This is a genomic window from Shewanella kaireitica, assembly GCF_023284045.1.
In the GTDB taxonomy this organism is placed as follows: domain Bacteria; phylum Pseudomonadota; class Gammaproteobacteria; order Enterobacterales; family Shewanellaceae; genus Shewanella; species Shewanella kaireitica.
This window is the reverse complement of record NZ_JAKIKQ010000012.1, coordinates 41123-60938: the sequence shown is the minus strand read 5'-3', so window position 1 is coordinate 60938 and position 19816 is coordinate 41123. Positions and strand designations below refer to the sequence as shown.

Below are 19816 nucleotides of genomic sequence, written 5' to 3'. Positions count from 1 at the left end.
TTAACCCCCGTCGTTCACTATAACCGAAACAGAGACCGGGCTACCTTTTGGTGTTTTAACTGTGATAACCAAAGTACCACTAGTTTTTTGGTTTGGTGTTGCTTCTCTACTAACAGAGAAGCTAAACCTTGCTGGCATCATCGCTCGACTACTTCCTATTTCATACTCAGTTGTACCGGTTAGTTCCCCGTTATCAGTTTCAGCTGAAATGGTTGTACCATAAGGTAGAGTATTATTGTTCAGATCAGACGTAAACAGGTACACGGATTCAGAGCTATTCGCGACCAAATCTATAGGTGCAACTTCTGAAATAACATCTGTAGAACTATCTATATTGACTAACCTTAAATAAGGTACGCTGCCAGACATAACAATCGTACTATTGCGAAATACATTCAATTGAGATTGGAAGTCCCCAGTTCCCGTATCAGTGCAATCAGTTTCTGCGCCTGCGGCACAAAGTAGCCCAGTGTATTTATCATCGCCTTCATTAAATATTTGGTCACGATTGTAATCGACAAATTCTTCATTAATAGACCCTGCTGGCTCAACCCCAAGTTCAGCATCTCCAACGAAGCGTGCTTTATTTCTATATCGTCCATCTTCGTTATGATCTGTAAAGGCTTCTGATAAATCTAAGAAGAACTCACCACTATCAAACAATCCGTTACCATTTAAATCAACGAAGCTTTCCTCACCGATGGCGTAAGCGGTGACTGTAGCTCTACCAGGACGTGGTTCAGGAATGATTGAATTTGCACCGCTCAAATAAAGCGCATAGTCATTCCCAATACACGGTGGAGTTGTTGATGTAGAAGTACCATCGTTATACCCTCCATTGGGGCAAACCACTGTAGTCCCTTTAAATGGCCTTGCATCTTGGCTACGCCATTCAACAGAGCATGCACCATTTGGATTACCATCATCCTTTAAACCTGTTACGCAAGAACCGTCAATACCACCACCTTCAGTTCTAAAGGTAATAGTTGTACCAGCAGGCACTAGATTATTGAAATGATCCGCGGCTAATATATTGACTGCAACCTTCTCATTATCAAAGTTCCAACCTTCAGGGTTACCAATACTGGCAGACAAAGAGAAGCTATCGTTGTCTGCGATACCAGTGGTAACTGCCAGTTCATCAGAAGTATTCGAAATGATAGCATTATGACCGCTGTTATTGCTCTCTGACCATAGCGCAAATACTTTAACCGATGTTGGTACATCACCAGAGTGAACTGTAGCGGAAACCTCACCTGCGGCATTGGTATATCCCACCGCATATTTATTAGGTAAGGTTATATCTGCAGGATACTCGGCATCACCAACTTGCGGCATATTGCTACATTTTAGGTAATCAGCGGCTAATGGTGATGGAGTTAATGTCATTCCACCAACATCAGTACTTAATTCAAAACATACTAGTTCATTCGGTGCAGGCTGGTTAGATTCATCAAGTAATTTGAAGCTCACTACGGATGTTTCACTTCGTGAACCGGCACCTGAAATTCCACCAGTGCCTCTCAGTGCTAAAAGCTTTGGCGTTGAAGAAACATATTGAATAGCACCAACAGAAACTGAGTCAACCGTTACAGTAACTGCAGCTGTAACGGTGCTACCACCAGTTACAGCCGATACAGTAACGGCATCATCACCTTCACAACCCGCTGCTCGATATGTAGCAAAACCTTTACCCGCATTAGTAATAACAGGGCTATCAACAAAAGCGGTACCAGCAGCAACACATTCAGAGGTAAACTCTAATTGGAATGGTTGGCCGGTTGATAAACTGCCATCAGGGTTGAAAACCGTCACATCAAGAATAGTAGAGCCACCTGCAGGAATAAGATTAGTGCCTACGCCAGCAGTGATGGTCAAATTAATATCAACACGGCCTATCTCGAACGCTTTAGTACTAGTAACCTCTTGAACTTTTAATGACACTTCACCTGCACCAACGTCGCCGTTAGCGTAAAGATCGAGTACAGCCTTACCATCAGCATTGGTGATAGCAGTACCTGATGCAGGGCTAATCGCGCCAAGAGTAGTACCTGCTGAAACTAATATTTGCTGTAAGGGCTGAGTACTGCCAGAGCGCGTGACAGTGGCTCCGATAATTCCAGGACTGTCATTAGTGATATTGTCGGTAGCTTCACAAACTTCGAAGTTTTTAAGTGTTTTATCCCAACCAACTGCGTTATTACAATTATAGAGATTAAAGGTTATTTCCGGACTTGCTTCTACGGGGTCAATTTCATCACCAGCGGTTTGAAATCCAACTTTGGCACGAACATCACCATAAGCCGCTGTGACTTCACCAGCACCTTCTATACTACCAGCAGAAAGTAAAATTGAAGCGCTACCAATAGCATCTGTTAACGCTGTACCGTTACTCGGTAAAAAGGCGCCTAATGTACTGGTGAAGCTAATGACTTTACCTGTAATAGCTGCGCCATCTTTATCGGTCAATGTTACATTGACTCGCCCAGGTTCGCTTGAGCTTATAGCATTAGTTACTGTTCCTGTAATACTATTTGTCAATGCGATGGTAAGTGTATTTTCTTCGCCATCGCCGCCAGGAGCATCACCTACTACACTATAGTTATATTCAACATCTATTGATTCTTGATCCAATGAGAAAGTTGCAGTAACAGTACCAGCTCCAGCAACCGCACCAGTGATCAAGTTAACGACTGCATCTCCACTTGTATTGGTTAATGCTGAACCCGATGAAGGGTTAATATTACCCTCTCCTGAAACACTAAAAGAAATTGTTTCAAAAGCCGCACTTTCACCATCTTTAGTCAATGTGGCAATAACGCGACCTGGTGTAGAGTTAGAGATATCTCTAAGCTCCGTATCTGAAGAATCAACTACCGTTAAAGAAAGTATGTATGCATCAATGGGTTTTAAAGTAACTTCATCACCAAGTGTTGTAAAACCAAGAATTTGAGTTAACTCTCCAGCTGTCGCGGTGATGTTACCAGCCCCTTCAATTTCTCCAGCCGTTATTGATAATGAGGCTAACCCATTTACATCCGTTAACGCTGTACCGGACTCAGGAGATAGTTTTCCTAGCGAAGTTGTAAAAGTGACGACCTGATTAGGGATAGCTTCATTGGCAGCGTTAGTATAAATAGCGCTAATTGTTCCTGGTTGTGCCTGACTAATACTATTGATTTCAACACCATTACTATCTGTCAACGCTAGGCTCAGGAGGTTACCGTTTTCAGCATCTCCCCCATCCCCTTCCATGCTAAAGCCAACTGGAGTCTGAGTTTCAGTCATTCCCACAACACTTGCCGAAACGCTGCCCGCCCCTTTTAGATTCAATGTGGCAAGCTCAATAGTTGCTATACCTTCACTATTTGTAAGCGCTGTACCCGTTGCAGGATCGAATGCACCAAGACTAACGTCACTTAGTGAAAAAGTGACTAAGGTGTTTGCTAAAGGACCATTTAAACTACTTTTAGCTGTTGCCGTAATAGTGGCTGGATTTGCAGCTGTAATTTCGGTATTTGTAATAGTCAACGTGACTGAAATAACATCTGTTGGCTCAGGAATTGGCGTATCGGGATCAGTGGATATACTCCCACCGCCTCCGCAACCAACGAGAAAAAACGACCATATTAACGCAATAAAAACACTATAAGCTGACTTCATTGTCAGACTCCCTGTTACTCTGATTATAATATCTGGTAATTATCTGATTACCTAGATGACAACACTACACAATTTACTGGTAACTTATCTACCACGAAAGGTAGTAAATTTATAAATTTCATCAAAAACTTTAACTTTAATACCATTTCAACTGAGGCTCTTTCTTGCTAGGCTTTAATGCGCAAATTGAAAAGCATAAAAATTATACAGGAAGCACTATGTCTGCTACGAAATCAAAAAAGCTTGGGCTAACGAGTAAAATTCTACTCGGTATGGCATCAGGTATTATTCTTGGGTTACTTCTTCGTAATCTTTTCCCTGAAAGTGAATTCATCAAAGATTACATCACCGAAGGCTTCTTAAATGTCATCGGTACTATCTTCATTTCAAGTTTGAAGATGTTAGTTGTCCCCTTGGTATTTGTATCGCTAGTTTGTGGTACATGTTCGTTAAGCGAACCGTCTAAGTTAGGTCGACTCGGTGGCAAGACCATCGCGTTCTATCTTTTTACCACCGCTATTGCACTGTCAATGGCGATCCTCATCGCGATTGCCGTTCATCCAGGTCACGCGACCTTGGTAACTGAGAGCATGCATTTTGATGCTAAACAGGCGCCAAGCTTGGCTGATGTGATCATTAATATCGTACCCACCAACCCGCTGCAGGCGATGAGTGAAGGCAACATGCTTCAAATCATCATATTTGCGGTTATTTTTGGTTTTGCTATCTCCCATATCGGTGAACGGGGAAAACGCGTTGCAGCGCTGTTTACAGACCTTAACGAAGTTATCATGCGCGTAGTTACGCTCATCATGCAACTTGCGCCTTATGGTGTATTTGCTTTGATGGCAAAACTGGCATTAACACTCGGTATGGAAACCTTTGGTAGTGTGGTGCAATACTTCTTTGTAGTACTAGGTGTACTGCTCATCCATGCGTTCATTGTTTATCCAACGCTATTGAAAGTATTTTCAGGCCTAAGTCCTTTTACCTTCATCCGTAAAATTCGTGACGTGCAGCTATTTGCATTCAGCACAGCAAGTTCAAACGCAACCTTACCAGTAACGATTGAAACTGCTGAGCACCGTATGGGTGTCGATAATAAGATTGCTTCGTTCACTTTGCCATTGGGTGCGACCATCAACATGGATGGCACCGCGATTATGCAAGGCGTTGCAACGGTATTTATCGCACAAGTATTTGGTATTGAATTGACCATTACTGATTATGCGATGGTCGTTGTAACTGCGACTCTTGCTTCAATCGGTACAGCGGGTGTGCCTGGTGTTGGCCTTATTATGCTGGCGATGGTGCTAAACCAAGTGGGTCTTCCTGTAGAAGGTATCGCATTGATTATCGGCGTGGACAGACTACTTGATATGGTGCGTACTGCGGTGAACGTTACTGGTGATACAGTAGCTACCGTGGTCATTGCTAAATCTGAAAATGAGTTTGATGAAAAGGTTTTCAACGACACTCAAGCAGGTAAAGTTGCACCAGGTTTTAACGCACAGGTTCATGCTGAAGAAAAGTAATACTAATTTAGCATGAAAAAAGGCGCCTCTGTGGCGCCTTTTTTATCATCTATAACCCTTAACTAGTAGCTAGTTTTTTTAATATTCTAGCTGGTGTACCGCCCACTAAAGTGTCGGCCGGGACATCATGATTGACCACCGAGCCTGCAGCCACTACCGACCGTTCACCGATAGTCACTCCTTGATTAATCACAACGTTACCACCAATCCAAACATCATCTTTAATAATGATCGGCTTACAAAAGGTTTCCCAACGTCGGCGACTTAAATAATCAAGGGAATGTGAGGCGGTATAAAGCTGGCTATTAGGCCCAATCATTACATTATCGCCAATAGTTATCATCGCACCATCTAACATAGTAACGCCCATATTAATAAAACTGTCGCGGCCGATATGGATCTGTTGACCAAATTCACAATTGAACGGTGCGCTGACCAGTGAACCCGCTGCTATGCTGCCTAAGAGTTGCGTCACTCGCTGTTGAGATTCGGTAAAGCTAGCGCTATTATTAATTTGCTTAGTTAAGATAAATGCCTTGTCTCTCACCGCTGAAATTTCAGCGTCACCACCATCGAATACCACGCCACTCAACATCTTTTCATATTCAGTCATCTTTGCGACCTCGGTTGCTATAAAAAAGGCACCGCCAAACAAGTCTTGGGGTGCCTTAGTGATAAAGTAATCAATCTAAACTTGGGAGTTACCTTTCCCAGTATGACTCTTCTAGACTATCTTCACGCTCTGGTAAGCCGCGTGATAATCTTGGGCTATGTTGCGCTAACACTTCATAAGCGACACGGTTAGCGTACTTACAGATCTGCGAAAATGACGAGTAACATAGACCGTCACGATTATGTTTACTTGAGCCCGGCACGTTGGTCTTATGGAATCGATTAGACGCTAGATCATGCAGTAACGCAGCTAACGCACCATCTCCTGCACCATTAGTGTTACGGATTTTTTCAGGGCCGCCCATATAAGGTGAAATATGCGCGTACACTTTAAGCGGCGACTCGCAATCAGCTTTTAACTTAGGACGAGAAAACTCATAACGGTTAAACTCTGGAATTGCGCCAGGTAACAAGGTATGACTTGTTTCACGCTTTTCAGAGTCTTCAGTATAACCTGCAGTATAAAGCCCTAAAGGCCCAGCGGTAGTTAACACCATGTCACACCACTCTAATGCAGATTCACTAGCTTGTAGCGGATCTTTAAAGCCCGTTAATGCTTCGCCTTCATCTTCATTCATTGCCAGTATTGTGACATGCTCTTTAATGAAGTTTTGCCACCATTGTGGATCTTCTTCAATTAAGAAACGCGTGCCTAAAGTAAGTACGACTGGTACTTCGGCTTCTTTTGCGTACTCAATGGCTTTCATGGCAGCTTCGGTGATCTTGTCTTCACCACTAGCGCGCATTAGGTATGCAGTTAAGATCAGTGCTGAACCACCTTGAACAATATCTTTATCGATATACTCTGGAGTCAGCTTATCCATTGAACCTTTGCTGATAGCAAAAGTACGCTCACCACATTCTGAAATCAGAGTGAAGCAACGGCCGATAGGCCCAGCAACAGGCTGTAGTTGGTTCAAGTCAACTTTTGATGAAGTGTTACAAAGATAGCGATAGGCGTAGCTACCAATTTCAATATTTCGGCTCATTACGCCAAATAACACAGAGCGGTCATCGGCTAGAATCGAATAGTTGTGTACTGTATTACCTATGGTACCACCCGCAAACTCATCACTAACAAGCTCGCGATCTTTTAATTCGTTATACAAAGCGTGTGCCTTGTCATCATCTATCAAAGTCGAATTACCTTTGGGTAACTCATAGCGACTCAGTAACTCATCTTCCACTTTTGCTTCAATGTCTACTAATGTTTGGTCGATGCCAGACACATAAGTAGAAATTGGCTGAGGCTGTTGGATCAACTGCGCTAATAGCGGATCACGATTTTTAACTGGAAAATAATGTTTAGACTTACGCTGACCTGGAAACTTCATATTGAGCTCTCTTTCATTCGGCATCCATGCAAAAGATAATTATACGGGTAAGTAATCACAAGTTATTACGCTTAGCTTTAACAAATAACTCATGGTTTTAAAATTCTAGCAGCCTAAAATGCTAACGTGTCTAACAGATTAACCATGAATAAACACGCTAAGTGCTAAATCATAAGCAGAGACAAAAAAGGCGGGGAATTCTACCATACCCAGCCTCTTTCGCCAGTTGAAATCACTGACTAGCCATTAAATTTAGCACCAACCTAAGGTTTGTTGCTTAACTATTTGCTGTAATAGCTCAATATGAGCATCTGAATCGTTTAAACAGCCAATAAACTCGTAACGTTCTCCACCCGCTGATATGAAACTTTCCTTAGCCTCTTGTGAGATCTCTTCCAGTGTTTCTAAGCAATCAGACGAAAATGCCGGGCACATAATATCAACGGATTTAATCCCTTGCCCAGGCAGAGACTCTAGTAACTGATCCGTTGCTGGCGTTAACCACTCCTCTTTACCAAACTGAGATTGAAAACAGATCCGCCACTGCTCAGCCGATAAACCAAGTGACTCAGCCACTAGCTCTGCAGTTTTCTGGCACTGCATTTGATAAGGATCACCTTCGGTCACATAACGAACAGGCACGCCGTGGAAGGACATCAACAGCACCTCTGCTTGACCTTTACTCTGCCAGTGCTGCTTTACTGACTCAGCCAGCGCTGCAATATAACTAGGATGAGCGTAATACTCTTTGTTGATCCGTAGTTCAGGGAAGTCGCGCTTCGATTTATGTAGCTCGCTAATTGCATCAAATACCGGTGCAACGGTTGAGCATGAGTACTGAGCATACAACGGCAATACAAAAATCTTACTCACTCCCTGGGCTTTTAGTTTATTAAGGCCTGAATCTAATGACGGATTGCCGTAGCTCATGCCAAGCTCAACAGGCACGTTGAAGCCAAAACTTGTTTGTAATGATTGCGCTAGTTTGTCGCGCTGTTGCTGGCTTATTACCATTAATGGCGATCCATTATCCCACCAGATAGACTCGTAAAGTTTGGCGACTTTGGCTGGACGGGTATTTAAAATGATGCCATTAAGAATCGGCTTCCAGATCCAAGGAGAGATATCGACAACACGAGGGTCGCTTAAGAACTGCTTTAAGAATTTTTTAACATCTGGCGCAGTTGGGGAATCAGGCGTGCCAAGGTTAACCAATAAAACACCGAATGGGGAGCTTGTGTCGTTCACGTTTTCTCTCTTTTAACCAAGATATTCTGCGTCAGGCTATCATTGGAAAAAGCATAAAAAAAGCCCACTTACATGGGCTTTATTAAATATGAGAACTAGCTCATAAACACACAGCTATTTTGTGTAAATTTAGCTAAGTGCAGCAACGATCTCTTCACTGACTTTAGCAACAGTTTGAGTGCCGTCGAACTTGTTGTAAGTCGCTTCACCTTTTGCAGCTACAGCGCCGTAATATTCAACCAATGGCTTAGTTTGCTCATGGTAGATATCTAGACGCTTACGCACTGTTGCTTCTTCGTCGTCTGGACGAATAGCCAGATCTTCACCAGTGACATCATCCTTACCTTCAACCTTTGGTTGGTTGAAAACAATATGGTAAACACGACCAGAACCAGGATGAACACGACGGCCGCCCATACGCTTAACAATCTCTTCGTCTGGCACGTCAATTTCAACAACGTGGTCGATAGCAATGCCACCAGCAGCCATCGCATCAGCTTGAGGAATTGTGCGTGGGAAACCATCAAGTAGGAAACCTTTAGCACAATCATCTTGTGCTACACGTTCTTTCACAAGACCAATAATTAACTCGTCAGAAACCAGTTGACCTGCGTCCATCACTTTTTTAGCTTCTAGGCCAAGTGGTGTGCCAGCTTTTACTGCAGCGCGCAGCATGTCACCCGTTGAAATTTGAGGAATACCGTACTTTTCCATGATGAATTGGGCTTGGGTACCTTTACCGGCACCTGGGGCACCTAATAGCATAATGCGCATCTCAATCTTCCTCTTATTTCGCATTGTTATACCAACCTCTAACGCAGACAAATGTCTAAAGTGTGGTCACGCGATTGGTATTATTATGTTTAGGGCGGCGATTTTCGCATAAATAGCCGCCATTTTGAAGCGATTTACCTTCGACTTTAGCCTCAGTCAGGGCAAATAAGTCAAGATATTGACCTTTATCAGTAAAGTAAGGTGTAAAGTTTACGTCGATACTGGTTAGCCAACGTATTCCCCTGGCCTAAGGCGGTTAAGATCTCCAAAAACAACCCTTTGACCTTGCCATCTAACGCAGCCACATCTTGTTGCAATGGCGTAAACAGTAACTCTAGCGCTTCATCATTACGTTTTGCTTGGTGCAGTGCTTTCGCAAGGTCAAGCAACGTCGTCATGTCATTTGGAGATTGCTCAAAATCTGCTTGTAGCTTTCTGATCTCCGGCGTATCAGCAGCATCAAGTGCCAATGCTAACTTTGCCTTTAAGCTTTGGTAGTAGCTGTCTTGATCGGCAAGACCGACACTATCGAGCAGCGCTTTAGCATCCTCTAGCGCACCAAGAGATAAATAAACATCCGCTAACGCCAGCGCTATCTCAGCAATCGCTTGCTCAGCATAGGCTTCTTTCAACAATGGTAGAGCGCCAATTGCATTTTGCTCAGATAAAAACACCCGTGCTTGATTGAGCTTTAACTGCCACTGCGTCGGCAAATGCTTATCGAGCATTTCAGTAATTTGCGCCGCGTCTTGCACCCCGGCAAAACCGTCAACAGGTTTTCCTTCATGCAGTACTAAGGTGGTCGGCAAATTCTGGATCTGGAAATAGTTTGCTATCTCCATCTCTGTTTCGCAGTTGACTTTGGCTAGTACAAAACGGCCATTTTGCTGTTGCGACAAGCTTTCAAGCGTTTGCATCAAGGTTAAGCTTTCAGGGCTTTGACTCGCCCAAAATGCCAACACTATGACCTGCTCCATCGAAGCGTCAACTACTTGCTGTATGTTTTCTTTAGTCAGTTCTAGAATATTTTCCATAACTTTCCTTTAGCCATAAAAAAAAAGAGGCAGATTAACTGCCCCCTTATTATAGTTGTTTACTACTTAACGTTTGCTAGCAACATCTGATTCATCAACTTAATGAACGCTGATGGGTCTGCTAAACTACCTTTTTCAGATAGAAGTGCCTGTTGCAGCAGTAGATCAGACCACTGTGCGAACAGCTCTTCATCTTGCTCATCGTTAAGGCGAGCAACGAGTGGATGCTCAGGATTAAGCTCAAATGTAGGCTTAGACTCTGGTACTGCTTGACCTGCCGCTTGCATCAGCTTAATCATCTGCGTCGACATTTCACCTTCACCGGCCACAACACAAGCAGGCGTATCAGTTAGACGCGTAGTCACCTTAACCTCAGAGACTTTGTCACCTAAGCTATCTTTAACACGCTTAACTAGACCTTCAGACTCTGTTTCAAGCTTCTCTTGCGCTTCTTTCTCACCAGCATCTTCGAGTTCGCCCAATTCAAGGTCGCCGCGAGTCACTGAATGCATCTGCTTACCGTCAAACTCGGTAAGGTGGTTAATCAGCCACTCATCAATACGCTCTGACATCAGTAATACTTCAATGCCTTTCTTGCGCAGCAGTTCTAGATGCGGGCTATTTGCCGCCGCTTCATGGCTATCAGCAACAATGTAATAGATCTTAGTTTGACCTTCCTGCATGCGCTCAACATAATCTGCAAGCGCAACATCTGGCGTTGCTTCACCAGTATGCGTCGATGCGAAACGCAGTAGACCAGCAATACGTTCTTTGTTAGCGAAATCTTCAGCTGGACCTTCTTTCAATACTTGGCCAAACTCAGCCCAGAAAGACAGGTACTTTTCAGCGTCATTCTTAGCCAGCTTCTCAAGCATGCCTAGTACACGCTTAGTGACTGCAGTACGCAGTGAAGTGGTCACTTTATTGTCTTGTAAAATTTCACGCGACACGTTCAGTGGCAGATCATTTGAGTCAATCAAGCCTTGTACAAAACGTAAGTAGCTAGGCATAAACTGCTCAGCATCATCCATGACGAATACGCGTTGAACGAATAATTTTAGTCCGTGCTTACGGTCTCGGTTCCACATATCAAATGGCGCTTTAGCCGGAATATAAAGTAGGCTGGTGTATTCCTGCTTACCTTCAACACGGTTATGGCTCCACACTAGCGGATCGGTGTAGTCATGTGAGATATGCTTATAAAACTCTTGGTATTCTTCTTTAGTCACGTCACTCTTGTTACGCGTCCAAAGTGCAGTCGCCTTGTTCATTGGCTTCCAGCTACCTTCAGTTGCAGCAACGGCTTCAGTCTCTTCAGTCGCTTCAACTGCTGGCGTGCCCTCTTCAAACATCTCAACCGCTACAGAGATATGATCTGAGTACTTAGTGACAATAGAGCGCAGGCGGTAATCATCAGCAAACTCTTTTTCGTCATCTCTTAAATGCAGTGTAATTTCAGTACCGCGAGTCTGCTTGGTGATAGTTTCAACGGTGAAATCACCTTCACCAGCTGACTCCCACAGCACACCTTCATCGCTACTGTGACCTGCTGCACGGGTGCGAACAGTCACTTTATCTGCAACGATAAATGCCGAGTAAAAACCAACACCAAACTGACCAATCAGTTGAGAGTCTTTTGAATCATCACCTGACAAGTTCTTGAAGAAATCAGCGGTGCCTGATTTAGCAATCGTACCTAGGTGTTCAATCACACCGTCACGGGTCATACCAATACCATTATCAGAAATGGTCACTGTGCCTTTTTCTTTATCAGCACTGATGCGAACGCGTAGTTCGCCTTCACCTTCATAAAGGTCATTGTTTGTTAATGCTTCATAACGCAATTTGTCAGCCGCATCAGCTGCGTTAGATACCAGTTCGCGCAAGAAAATTTCTTTGTTTGAATACAAAGAGTGGATCATCAAATGCAGTAGTTGTTTGACTTCAGTTTGAAAGCCATGAGTCTCTTGTTGTGACATGAAATGTTCCCTTTAAAATTCGGTTTAAGTTGAGCTTGTTACTAGAAATGGGGCTATAAAAACGCTTTTCAAGGGGAAAAGGTTGCATTGACTTCGAATGCACAAAAAAAAACCAGTTAATGGATAAACTTTAACTGGTTTTCAAATTTTAACTCACTTTTAGCAGTTAAGTTAAATAGGCAAGCGCCCATTAAAAGACAAGGCTAAAGTGGTGCTATCCACATATTCTAATTCCCCACCCACTGGCACGCCGTGGGCAATTCGGCTCACAGCCAATTCATGTTTCTTAGCCATATCGGCAATATAGTGTGCAGTAGCATCACCTTCAACGGTTGGGTTAGTCGCCAAAATAAGTTCTGTCACTTCTCCTGATGCCAAATGCGTTTCTAACAGTGCCAAGCCCAATTCATCAGGTCCCACTCCATCAAGCGGTGACAGGTGGCCAAGTAACACAAAGTAACGTCCTGAGAAGTGTCCACCAGCCTCAATAGCCAAAACATCAGCAGGTGTCTCGACCACACAGATCACAGTTGAGTGACCACGCTTGGTACTTACACAAATTGGGCAGTAGGTTTCTTCAGTAAAGGTACGGCAAGACTGACAATGGCCGACTTCAGACATGGCTTTACCGAGAGAATCAGCAAGCTTACTTCCTGCTTTACGATCACGTTCTAATAGTTGAAATGCCATACGCTGCGCAGACTTAGGCCCCACGCCCGGCAGGCATTTAAGTGATTGGATAAGCTCATCAACAAGTGGACTAAATTTCATTTAACATTCCGTATAACAAGGCAGTTAGCAGCCTAAAATAATAATATTGATTTTGAAGTGACACTGACGACGTTAAAGCCCTGCGCACAGCCAAACAAATGAGTCGCGAATATTAGCATAGAAAAATGCTACAGCAGCTAAATTCATAGCAAGCTAGTGTCCTCTATTGCAAAGAGCCTATGAAACAACCACAAAAAAGCCCAACTTAAATTGGGCTCTTAACTTCAACAGACACATTTTGACTGTTATTAGCAGCCTATAAACCTTGTCTTAGAACGGCATCTTCATGCCTGGTGGAAGTTGCATTCCGCCAGTCACTTCTGCCATTTTGTCTTTTTGATTCTCTTCAACACGGCGAGCAGCATCGTTACATGCCGCTGCGATAAGATCTTCTAGCATCTCTTTATCGTCTTCAAGCAAGCTTGCGTCGATATCAACTTTACGCACACTGTGAGAACCTGTCATAGTGACTTTTACTAGGCCAGCACCAGCTTCGCCAGTAACTTCCATACGTGCAATCTCTTCTTGCACTTTAGCCATTTTGTCTTGCATCTGCTGGGCTTGCTTCATCAAGTTGCCCATACCGCCTTTTCCAAACATACTCTGATTCTCTTCTATTATTTATCACAACAAATAAACTGCGCTAATCTTACTAAATATAGAACGATTAGCAATGAAAGCTGAAATTTCAATTGTAAAATTATGACTCAGGTAACCGCTTAAAGTTCGACATATCGACCAATTCTATCGATTTTCCCTTATTAACCAGCAATTCTGGCGCATAAGATAGTGAGTCTGGCGTCAAATGTGCGCCCATGTGTTCGCTCAACCAGCGCACGTTATCATCGGTTATCATCCCGTGATGCGCTTGAGCTAATATCTCTTTGTGAAAACGGCGTCTCACCTCAAGTGGGGTCTCACGCGAGCTATCGACTCCAACAGAGATCCGCACTTCACTTGGCTGTCCGAGTGCTTTACTCATCGCCTCTTCTAGCTGCTTAATAGCTACATCGGCGCCAAGATGCTTTTGATCTGGTTTAAGCAATAACGACAGAGGCTGTTCAAATTGGTGACAAACAGAGTTAACCGCGAGTTGTCTTACGCGTCCACCCACTTCAAGGTCAGCCATGAACCGATACCATTTAAGATCGATATCGTTACCGGTTATCTCACCACTAGGCAATGCAGGTAAGTTTAACTCAACATCCTGAACTGAAGTTGAATCAAGCAATGTAACAGGCGGTTTGCCCTGCTGCTCTGCTTGATTTTGTGGCTGAGCTGTTTGTTTCGACTCTACAGCGACATTGTCAGCAGTTTTATTGACTGTTTTATCAGCTTCTTTGTCAGCAGCTACATCATCAAACCTAGGTGTAGGGTCCTGTGCATGAGGCTCTTCCCAAGGCGGCCGGTCAACAGTCTCCTCTAGGCTATCTACAGCCTCTGCTTCTGTATTTTTCTGCGGTTGAACGCTGCTAGCGCCAACGGTTACAGGAACACTATTTTCTATTTCAGAATCTGGTTTAGGCTTTTTGACAGGTGGTGCAAAAGGTTTTCGTTCAGTCACAGACTTTTTTGCTGAACTCTCCTGAGGATCTTCTTCACCTATTCCGTCGAGTAATGAATCTCTAGCGGCTAATACAGCATCTAGAATGTCGTCACTTGCCGAGCTATCTTCTGCGCTGGGTTGACTCTCTAGCTGACTGGGCGCCAGTGAAGTCGATATTGCTGCTGACTGCGCTGCATTTTGTCTGCTGTCTGTGATGTCTTGCGCTAAAGGTTCGGACTGCTCTAGTGCAAAGTCAAAATCGCTGTCATCAATGTCAGTATCGTACGCCCCCGCGTACTGCGAGTATGCAGCTAGATCATCGTCACCTTCAAATTGGCTATCTTGAACCAGCTGGCCCTTTTGTGCTTCCAATTTAACGCTAGCATTGTCAACGACAGTGTTATTTAAATTTGAGTCAATGTCGCTTGGCTTTGGCAATTGCTCTGGAGCACTGCTTATTACTGCAGCGTCACCCGAGGCACTCGTATCAGCAAGCTGTTGAGCTTTAACTGGCGGTTTAACCTCGCTCAGGGTCTGCTCAGTACTAATATCTTTAGTCTCTGAGATGTCTGAGCTTGAAAAGCCTTGGCTCTGTGCTTGACTGAGTATGACCGCCATTTCGCTATTCATACTCTCAAGCGTACTGGATACTGGCGCACCGACGCTGGCTTCAATGGCTGCTAACTCAGGTTCTGGCTTATCTGCAGCAACTTGCTCTTGACTCGGCTGCTTATCATTGACGCTGCTAGCGGTTAAAACTGTTTTTTTTTCCGCTGCCTCTTCAACAGGCGCAGCTTTAACTTGCGGCTGTGGAGCAACTATTGCTTGCGGCTCAGTAGTTTCAGATGACTGTGTTATTACAGGTGTTGCTGCCTCTGGAATCGCTATCGATGCAGGACTTTCTGTCACCCATTTGCTAACAGGTTGCTCTGGCACAAAGGTAACGGCTCTAAGCAGTGCCATCTCTAGACCAGACTTAGGATCTGGTGCATGAGGTAAGTCTTTACGTCCAGTCAGTAATAGCTGGTAATACAGCTGTACCTGCTCCGGCGATAGCTGCTGTGCAAATGCTTTTATCTGCTCACTATAAAGCGACATTTGTGCCGCGGCGGGAGCAAATTGTGTCAAAGTAATTTGATGCAGTAACTCTAATAAGCTACGTAACACCTCTTCAGGTTCGGCGCCAAAAGACAATACACCAGCACTGACTTGCATCAATGCCATAACGTCCGCTTTTGCAAGTGCTTCAAGCAAAGCGATAACCTGCTTTTCATCAATGCTGCCCAGCATGGTCTGCACTAATTCAAGTTTCACTTGTCCTGCACCAAACGCAATCGCTTGATCGGTTAAGCTTAATGCATCACGCATACTGCCATTGGCGGCTTTTGCTAGTAGCGTTAACGCTGTGGCTTCAAACTCCAGCGATTCGGCGGTTAACACATTAGTTAGCTGATCACTGATTTCGTCTTGAGTTAGACTTTTTAAATTAAACTGCAAGCAACGCGACAGTACTGTTACCGGCAAACGTTGAGGATCGGTTGTCGCCAGCAGAAACTTAACATGCTCTGGTGGCTCTTCAAGCGTTTTGAGCAGTGCATTGAAACTGCTGCGAGACAGCATATGCACTTCATCAATCAGGTAGACTTTATAACGGCCACGGCTAGGACGATACTGGACATTATCAAGAAGCTCTCGGGTATCATCAACTTTAGTGCGCGACGCCGCATCAACCTCTATAAGATCGACAAAACGCCCCTCTGCGATTTCTACACACGCTGAACACTGACCACAGGGTGTAGCAGTAACACCTTGTTCACAATTCAAGCCTTTGGCGAAAAGACGCGCAAGACTGGTTTTACCCACTCCTCGTGTGCCAGAAAACAGATAAGCATGGTGCAATCTTTGCTGAGTGAGCGCATTGGTTAAGGCATGTAAGACATGCGACTGACCAACCATTTGCTCAAATTTGGCAGGGCGCCACTTTCTGGCCAACACCTGATATGACATGGAACTCCCCAACGTGTCATGAATATGATTACGGGAGCACGCTCCTCGACTTATTTGAACAATAGCATGCAAAGGTTTTACATGCCATATCAAGCGTTCAAGGAGCGGTTTGGCGGTGATTAAATCACCTTAAACAGAAATTTTAGTCTGATTATTCGCCTTCGAATTCACACAGGCTGAGTAATTCTAAATCCATTGTCTCTAATCGCTTCTCACCACCAAGATCAGGCAGTGAAATAACGAATGCAGCATGATTAACCTGGCCGCCAAGATTACGGATAAGCTTTACCGTCGCTTCAATCGTACCGCCAGTTGCTAATAAATCATCAACAACCAATACTTTATCTTCCTTGGTAATGGCATCAACATGAATTTCCAACACATCGTGACCATACTCTAGCTCGTAACTTTCAGAGATAGTCTCTCTTGGTAGTTTGCCTGGCTTACGTACGGGAACAAAACCTATACCTAACTCGAGTGCTAAAGGTGCGCCAAATAAGAAACCACGGGCTTCAGTGCCGACAACTTTAGTAAAACCTTGCTCCTTGTAGTGTTCAACTAAAAGACCAATTGTAAGTTTATACGCTTGTGGATCTTCTAATAAACTGGTCACATCTCTAAATAAAATACCCTCTTTAGGGTAGTTAGGGATGGTTTTAATGCTGTTCTTTATTAGTGCCAAGCTGTCAGTATTCATTACCATAATTATTTACTTTATCTTATTTAGTTTTGCTGACAAACGCCAAAGTAACACGTAGGCAGAATGTCATCGAAGTGTAAAAATCGGCATAAAGCTTAAGCCGCTTTATGTCCAGTTGCAACAATGGATCGTAAGAACTGTAGCCTAAGCCACTGCTAAATGTTGCCATTATTGTTCACTCTCAAAAAGAGCTGTCCTGACTAGCAATATTTAACTTTTGTATTCAGTAGCATGCTGCAATACAGTCATGTGCTTAATCTTCAATTTCAGGGATACTTCTTAAATAAACAATCAGTCCAGTACCAATACATACCAGCATCACTTTCACCCAGAGCAACGGCACAATAGCGATACTGATAACAAAGCTGAGGCTACTAACAACGTATGCCTTCTTCTTCAGACCTTTTTTAATAGCCCCCTTTGCTTGCCAATCTCGCAGCGCTTCAGAAAACCATGGATGGGTCATCAACCACTGATAAAGTCGATCACTTGAACGAGCAAAACAGTACGCCGCCAACAAAATAAACGGCACCGTTGGCAATATAGGTAACAAAATACCAATCAAGCCTAACGCTAAACTACAGAGCCCAGCCAACAGAAAGAAACCACGTTTTAACGCCATCAAAATCACCTAAAAACAAAAAGCCACTCATAAAGAGTGGCTAGTATACCTCAGCAAAAATGAAAGAGAGCTTAAATTAGCCCCATCACCTTTAACCAAGACAAGCTTGCTGGCAATGTCGGTAACAACATCACTAGAATAAAACCAATAAAATAAACAATGTTAAATGGGTCTTTAAACGGCTGACTCATGACTTCCTCTACGACTGTTGCTAACGACATTTATTGATCTAGATCAATTTTTTGCGCCATTATAGAGTTTCATCACGCCGATAGAAAGCCTATTACCCAATAAACTCTCGAATAATCCCTTTATCACTCAGTTGAAGTAAAAGCTCAATGCAACCTTGCTGCAAAACCTCAGGTTCGATATTAGTGAAAGTCTTTAATAACCAGTCAATTAGATCAGAATACTGTACTGATTCAAATTGCGACATATATGCCAATACTTGCGCAGTTAATGGATTAAGCTGTAAAAAACTCACTTCATCATCGAAATCAGCGTAAATGCAGAAAAACTGTGGTGCTTCGGTGGGCGCATTTGGACGATAATCTTCACTAATATGCTGTACATCAAAAGTGTATTGAGCAATTTGCGAAGTTGATGAAACACTAAGCGACATTTTAACTATCGCGTCAGTATCGATATCGGCAACATTAATGACCTTTTGCTGAGGGCTCTCTTGAGCGACAGCGACGACAAGTTCGAGCCACTCATAGTGAGCGAGCTCAAGCATAAAAGGCGGGTCTTGCTCTGTTGCTGTATATTCAGTTTGTAAAAACAGTAGGAACTCTTGCGCGATTTCAATAAATATCGGCGTGTGACAATCATGTTCAACAAAAAATTGCTGTACTCTTTGCTGCCAGTCTTGTTCGCTGTATAAACTTTTTAATACAGGAAAAGCATTAGAGACAAATCCATCAACATTATTAAAAAAAAGTTCTCGGTAAATTTTCATTCGCCTAGCTTCAATTCCCTCTGGTAAGGGGCTTGATGGATCTTTAATGTAATCCATGAAGTTTTGTTGGGTTTCAATGAAACTCATCAAGCGCTCCTTTTCAAGCTGGCAATATGGCGGTTCTGATAATCATGGATCTGATTAATCTCAATCATAAGCTCACTGGTGGAAGGAATATTAAAATCTCGTTCTAATAGCGTTGGATAAGCACCATGATATTGATGACATGCATCGAGCAATTTCCATACCGGGTCAATGATATCTGCGCCATGGGTATCAACCATTAAATCTTCAGCTTCTTCATAATGACCAGCGATATGTAAGTACTGGATCCTATCCGTTGGCATCGCTTTTAAATATTCAAGCGCATCATATTGATGGTTAATTGAGTTAACGTATATATTGTTAACATCCAGCAGCATCTTACAATCAGCCTCAGCCAATACTGATGTGACAAACTCTAGCTCAGACATTTCGGCACCTGGAGCGGCATAAAAAGAAACATTCTCTAATATAAGTGGTCGTTCAATAATATCTTCTACTTGCTTAACCCGCTGAGCCACATGTCGCACCGCTTCCCCTGTAAACGGGATAGGCATTAAGTCATACATGTGCCCAGAGCCTGAACAGTAACTCAAATGCTCTGAATATATTTTTATCTGGTGTTGATCAAGAAAACTTTTGACGTTTTTGACAAACTGCACATCAAGCGGTGCAGGACTACCTATTGATAGTGAAAGACCATGACAATAAAACTCATGCTTTTCAGTTAATGCTCGAAATTGACGACCAAACTTACCACCCAGCGTCATCCAATTTTCAGGCGCCACTTCAAAAAAATCAATGCCAGCGGGGACACCTTGGCAAAATTCATCCAACATTTCTCGTCTTAAGCCGAGACCCACTTGTCCTTTATTTGTCATACTGCTTGCCCGTCAATTATTGGGTTAAATTAACAAATAGGGCCAGCAAA

Annotated in this window: 16 protein-coding genes; 1 reads left to right on the top strand and 15 read right to left on the bottom strand. The window is 43.4% G+C overall.

The window, feature by feature from the left end; translation table 11 throughout:
• Positions 1–3663 (bottom strand): Ig-like domain-containing protein, encoded by a 3663-nt coding sequence (locus L2730_RS14670; protein ID WP_248975277.1) that lies wholly within the window; start codon positions 3661–3663, stop codon positions 1–3.
• A gap of 218 nt (positions 3664–3881) precedes the next feature.
• On the opposite strand from L2730_RS14670, the gene L2730_RS14665 reads away from it, so the two are divergent.
• Complete coding sequence (locus L2730_RS14665; RefSeq protein WP_248975276.1) at positions 3882–5198, top strand: dicarboxylate/amino acid:cation symporter; 1317 nt, start codon at positions 3882–3884, stop codon at positions 5196–5198.
• A 58-nt stretch (positions 5199–5256) separates the two neighbouring features.
• Here L2730_RS14665 and L2730_RS14660 read toward each other — a convergent pair whose 3' ends face one another.
• The 14 genes from L2730_RS14660 to L2730_RS14595 all read right to left on the bottom strand — a co-directional run bounded on the left by L2730_RS14660 (position 5257) and on the right by L2730_RS14595 (position 19766).
• Entirely contained in the window at positions 5257–5811 is a 555-nt protein-coding gene (locus tag L2730_RS14660) for a sugar O-acetyltransferase (protein ID WP_248975275.1), read from the bottom strand.
• A gap of 88 nt (positions 5812–5899) precedes the next feature.
• On the bottom strand, positions 5900–7204 hold the full coding sequence (locus L2730_RS14655; RefSeq protein ID WP_248975274.1) for an inosine/guanosine kinase: 1305 nt from the start codon (positions 7202–7204) through the stop codon (positions 5900–5902).
• 252 nt (positions 7205–7456) lie between these two features.
• The gene (hemH, locus tag L2730_RS14650; protein ID WP_248975273.1) at positions 7457–8452 is read right to left on the bottom strand and encodes a ferrochelatase; all 996 of its coding nucleotides are present in this window, start codon (positions 8450–8452) and stop codon (positions 7457–7459) included.
• Positions 8453–8581: 129 nt separating this feature from the next.
• Complete coding sequence (gene adk / locus L2730_RS14645; RefSeq protein WP_248975272.1) at positions 8582–9226, bottom strand: adenylate kinase; 645 nt, start codon at positions 9224–9226, stop codon at positions 8582–8584.
• A 188-nt stretch (positions 9227–9414) separates the two neighbouring features.
• The gene (locus L2730_RS14640) at positions 9415–10260 is read right to left on the bottom strand and encodes a tetratricopeptide repeat protein (RefSeq protein WP_248975271.1); all 846 of its coding nucleotides are present in this window, start codon (positions 10258–10260) and stop codon (positions 9415–9417) included.
• 62 nt (positions 10261–10322) lie between these two features.
• Positions 10323–12239, bottom strand: coding sequence for a molecular chaperone HtpG (gene htpG / locus L2730_RS14635; protein WP_248975270.1), 1917 nt, complete (start codon positions 12237–12239; stop codon positions 10323–10325).
• Between the two features lie 171 nt (positions 12240–12410).
• On the bottom strand, positions 12411–13010 hold the full coding sequence (gene recR, locus L2730_RS14630; protein WP_248975269.1) for a recombination mediator RecR: 600 nt from the start codon (positions 13008–13010) through the stop codon (positions 12411–12413).
• A 270-nt stretch (positions 13011–13280) separates the two neighbouring features.
• Positions 13281–13610, bottom strand: a complete 330-nt coding sequence (locus L2730_RS14625; RefSeq protein WP_020911867.1) for a YbaB/EbfC family nucleoid-associated protein — start codon at positions 13608–13610, stop codon at positions 13281–13283.
• A gap of 100 nt (positions 13611–13710) precedes the next feature.
• Positions 13711–16563 carry a DNA polymerase III subunit gamma/tau gene (dnaX, locus tag L2730_RS14620; protein ID WP_248975268.1) on the bottom strand — a complete coding sequence of 951 codons (2853 nt, stop codon included), beginning with the start codon at positions 16561–16563 and terminating at the stop codon, positions 13711–13713.
• A gap of 151 nt (positions 16564–16714) precedes the next feature.
• Positions 16715–17266, bottom strand: a complete 552-nt coding sequence (gene apt / locus L2730_RS14615) for an adenine phosphoribosyltransferase (protein ID WP_220736289.1) — start codon at positions 17264–17266, stop codon at positions 16715–16717.
• Between the two features lie 250 nt (positions 17267–17516).
• Positions 17517–17885: a YbaN family protein gene (locus tag L2730_RS14610; RefSeq protein WP_248975267.1), complete on the bottom strand. Its 369-nt coding sequence runs from the start codon at positions 17883–17885 to the stop codon at positions 17517–17519.
• A 71-nt stretch (positions 17886–17956) separates the two neighbouring features.
• Positions 17957–18106: a hypothetical protein gene (locus tag L2730_RS14605; RefSeq protein WP_248975351.1), complete on the bottom strand. Its 150-nt coding sequence runs from the start codon at positions 18104–18106 to the stop codon at positions 17957–17959.
• Between the two features lie 62 nt (positions 18107–18168).
• Positions 18169–18930: an HvfC family RiPP maturation protein gene (locus tag L2730_RS14600; RefSeq protein ID WP_248975266.1), complete on the bottom strand. Its 762-nt coding sequence runs from the start codon at positions 18928–18930 to the stop codon at positions 18169–18171.
• Complete coding sequence (locus L2730_RS14595; protein ID WP_248975265.1) at positions 18930–19766, bottom strand: HvfB family MNIO-type RiPP peptide maturase; 837 nt, start codon at positions 19764–19766, stop codon at positions 18930–18932. The genes L2730_RS14600 and L2730_RS14595 overlap by 1 nt, the downstream gene beginning before the upstream one ends.
• Positions 19767–19816: the final 50 nt, after the last annotated feature.

Bases quoted from the DNA above. Each gene is read 5' to 3' on its own strand.
- L2730_RS14670 (WP_248975277.1), bottom strand. From the start codon at position 3,663: ATGAAGTCAGCTTATAGTGTTTTTATTGCGTTAATATGGTCGTTTTTT.
- L2730_RS14665 (WP_248975276.1), top strand. From the start codon at position 3,882: ATGTCTGCTACGAAATCAAAAAAGCTTGGGCTAACGAGTAAAATTCTA.
- L2730_RS14660 (WP_248975275.1), bottom strand. From the start codon at position 5,811: ATGACTGAATATGAAAAGATGTTGAGTGGCGTGGTATTCGATGGTGGT.
- L2730_RS14655 (WP_248975274.1), bottom strand. From the start codon at position 7,204: ATGAAGTTTCCAGGTCAGCGTAAGTCTAAACATTATTTTCCAGTTAAA.
- adk (WP_248975272.1), bottom strand. From the start codon at position 9,226: ATGCGCATTATGCTATTAGGTGCCCCAGGTGCCGGTAAAGGTACCCAA.
- L2730_RS14640 (WP_248975271.1), bottom strand. From the start codon at position 10,260: ATGGAAAATATTCTAGAACTGACTAAAGAAAACATACAGCAAGTAGTT.
- htpG (WP_248975270.1), bottom strand. From the start codon at position 12,239: ATGTCACAACAAGAGACTCATGGCTTTCAAACTGAAGTCAAACAACTA.
- recR (WP_248975269.1), bottom strand. From the start codon at position 13,010: ATGAAATTTAGTCCACTTGTTGATGAGCTTATCCAATCACTTAAATGC.
- L2730_RS14625 (WP_020911867.1), bottom strand. From the start codon at position 13,610: ATGTTTGGAAAAGGCGGTATGGGCAACTTGATGAAGCAAGCCCAGCAG.
- dnaX (WP_248975268.1), bottom strand. From the start codon at position 16,563: ATGTCATATCAGGTGTTGGCCAGAAAGTGGCGCCCTGCCAAATTTGAG.
- apt (WP_220736289.1), bottom strand. From the start codon at position 17,266: ATGGTAATGAATACTGACAGCTTGGCACTAATAAAGAACAGCATTAAA.
- L2730_RS14610 (WP_248975267.1), bottom strand. From the start codon at position 17,885: ATGGCGTTAAAACGTGGTTTCTTTCTGTTGGCTGGGCTCTGTAGTTTA.
- L2730_RS14605 (WP_248975351.1), bottom strand. From the start codon at position 18,106: ATGTCGTTAGCAACAGTCGTAGAGGAAGTCATGAGTCAGCCGTTTAAA.
- L2730_RS14600 (WP_248975266.1), bottom strand. From the start codon at position 18,930: ATGAGTTTCATTGAAACCCAACAAAACTTCATGGATTACATTAAAGAT.
- L2730_RS14595 (WP_248975265.1), bottom strand. From the start codon at position 19,766: ATGACAAATAAAGGACAAGTGGGTCTCGGCTTAAGACGAGAAATGTTG.